A 2,620-nucleotide genomic window follows, 5' to 3' on the forward strand; every position below is an offset into this window, starting at 1 on the left:
TGCGGATTCCACGCCATCCGGCCACCCAGTCCACGCTTATCCGGCCGGGCATTCCACGCACATCCGGCCACCTGTTCCACGGCCATCCGGCCGGGCAGTCGGAGCGCAGCGACGCTAGGGTGGCATTGTTAGTCCGAGGTGCTCGGCGTCGTCAATTTCTTCGCCCGTTTGCGCATCGACTCGCCCTTGAGGTTGATCCGGTAGGCGTTGTGCACCAGGCGGTCGAGGATGGCGTCGGCCAGGGTCGGGTCGCCGATCAGTTCGTGCCAGTTGTCCACCGGCATCTGGCTGGTCACCAGGGTCGAGCGCTGGCCGTAGCGGTCGTCCAGCAGCTCCAGCATGTCGCGCCGTTGTTCGGCGGTGAACGGGGCCAGGCCCCAGTCATCGAGGATCAGCAGGTCGGTTTTGGCGTAGCTGCTCATCAGCTTGGCGAAGCGCCCGTCGCCATGGGCCAGGCCCAACTCTTCCAGCAGGCGCGGCAAGCGCAGGTAGCGCACGCTGTAGCCATCTCGGCAGGCCTGGTGGGCCAGGGCGCAGGCCAGCCAGGTTTTGCCGACGCCGGTGGGGCCGCCGATGATCAGGTTGAGGCCATCGCGCAGCCACTGGCCACTGCTCAGCTGGAGGATCAGCGCCTTGTCGAGTCCGCGCGGGCTGCGGTAGTCGAGGTCTTCGAGGCAGGCGTTGTGGCGAAGTCTGGCCTGGCGCAGGCGGCTGCTCAGGCGCTTGTCGTCGCGTTCGGTCAGTTCGCGGTCGACCAGCAGGCCGAGGCGTTCCTCGAAGCTCAGGCTGTCGATGTCGGCGGTCTTCAGTTGCTCGTTCAGCGCCTTGAGCATGCCGTGCAGGCGCAGGGTCTGGAGCTTGTCCAGGGTCGGATGGGGCAGCATGGTGGGCTTCCTTGGGGTCAGTGGTAGTAGCCAGGGCCACGCAGGTTGGCGTGGTCGTCCGGTAGCAGAGGCAGGTTGGCTTGAGCCAAGGGCAGGTTTTCCAGACCCTGGCGCAGGATCGATTCGAGGCTCTTGTAGCTGCACGCGCCGAGATTGATGGCGCGACGGCAGGCCAACTCCAGACGCGCCTCACCGTGGGTTTTACCCAGGCGAAGGATGCCCAGGCAGGCCCGGTAACCGTGAGTCGGATGAATGCGGCGTTCGAGGATGTGGCTGATCACGCCGGCGGTATTCGGCCCGGTCTGTTCGGCCCAGCGGATCAGCCGTTGCGGCGTCCATTCGGCGTGCTCGCGATGGCTCTTGGGCATATGCTCGGTCTGCGTGCTGTGCCGGCCTTTGTGCAACGAGCGCAGGTGGCTGGCCACCCGCTGGTTGGCGTGGAAGCACTCGACGGTGCGCGCCGTCAGCCGTACCTCCAGTTGCTTCTTCACCAGTTGGTACGGCACTGAGTAGTAATGCCCATCGACTTCGACGTGGTAGTCGATGTGCACCCGCACCTTCTTCCACTCGGCATAGACGTAGGGCTGCTCCGGCAGCGAGCGTAGCGCCGGCCGATCCAAGGCCTCGAAGGCCGACTGCCGGGAACCCGGCAGCTTGCGAAACGGTCGTCGGTTGAGCCGCTCCAGCAACACGGAGATGGCGCTGTTGAGTTCATCCAGGGAGAAGAACTGCCGATTCCTCAGCGCGGCGAGGATCCAGCGCTCGACCACCTGCACGCCGACTTCGGCCTTGGCCTTGTCGCGCGGTTTACGTGCCCGCGCCGGCACCACCGCCACGCCATAGTGCTCGGCCAGATCGCGGTAACTCGGGTTGATATCCGGCTCGTAGCGATGGGCCTTGCTCACCGCGCTGCGCAGGTTGTCCGGCACCACGATCTCGGGCACGCCGCCGAGGAAGGCGAAGCAACGGGCGTGAGAACCCAGCCAGTCCGGCAACTGCTGCGACCAGGTGGCTTCGGCGAAGGTGTAGCTGGACGCGCCGAGCACCGCGACGAACACCTGCGCCTGGCGGATCTCGCCGCTGTGACGGTCGATCACCGGTACCGTCTGGCCGGCGTAGTCGACGAACAGCTTCTCGCCGACGCGGTGCTCCTGGCGCATCACCACGTCCAGTTTGCCCTGCCAGGCTCGATAGTGTTCGCAGAACCAGCTGTACTGGAAGCCCTGCGGCTGGCTCAGGCGGTACTCCTGCCAGAGCAGCGCCAGGGTTACGCCGGGGCGACGCAGCTCGGCATGCACCCATGCCCAATCGGGTAGTGGCCGCTGCTCGCTGGACACCACCGGCGCTGGTGGGAACAGCTGCTGCTCCAGCTCGGCATCCGACAACGAACAGGGCCAGCTGAGGCCACTGGCGGCAAAACGGTTGAGGTAGTCGCCGACGGTGACACGACCGACCTGCACGCTGACCGCAATCTGCCGAGCTGATAGGCCGACCTCGAATTTGAGACGTAGTACTTCGCGAATCTTACGCATGGATAAACGCTCCACGACGACCTCTCTGCTTCGAAAAAGAGATCGATGGTAGTGAAGAAATCCTGCGTTGCTGCCTGCCCGGGAGGGTGGCCGGATGGCCGTGGAATCAGTGGCCGGATGCGCGTGGAATGGGTGGCCGGATCACCGTGGAATCGGTGGCCAGATGCTCATGGAATGGGTGGCCAGATGACCGTGGAATCCGCA

The 2,620-nt window shown here is 65.2% G+C and carries 2 protein-coding genes; both read right to left on the reverse strand.

What is annotated here, in order from left to right; all coding sequences use genetic code 11:
* Nucleotides 1-128: 128 nt before the first annotated feature.
* Nucleotides 129-884 (reverse strand): IS21-like element helper ATPase IstB, encoded by a 756-nt coding sequence (gene istB / locus KRX52_RS14515; protein ID WP_217682441.1) that lies wholly within the window; start codon nt 882-884, stop codon nt 129-131.
* A 17-nt stretch (nt 885-901) separates the two neighbouring features.
* Entirely contained in the window at nt 902-2,416 is a 1,515-nt protein-coding gene (gene istA, locus KRX52_RS14520; protein ID WP_217682442.1) for an IS21 family transposase, read from the reverse strand.
* Between the last annotated feature and the right edge of the window lie 204 nt (nt 2,417-2,620).

Origin of the sequence: Geopseudomonas aromaticivorans (assembly GCF_019097855.1) — a bacterium.
GTDB classification, from domain to species: domain Bacteria; phylum Pseudomonadota; class Gammaproteobacteria; order Pseudomonadales; family Pseudomonadaceae; genus Geopseudomonas; species Geopseudomonas aromaticivorans.

Bases quoted from the DNA above. Each gene is read 5' to 3' on its own strand.
- istB (WP_217682441.1), bottom strand. From the start codon at position 884: ATGCTGCCCCATCCGACCCTGGACAAGCTCCAGACCCTGCGCCTGCAC.
- istA (WP_217682442.1), bottom strand. From the start codon at position 2,416: ATGCGTAAGATTCGCGAAGTACTACGTCTCAAATTCGAGGTCGGCCTA.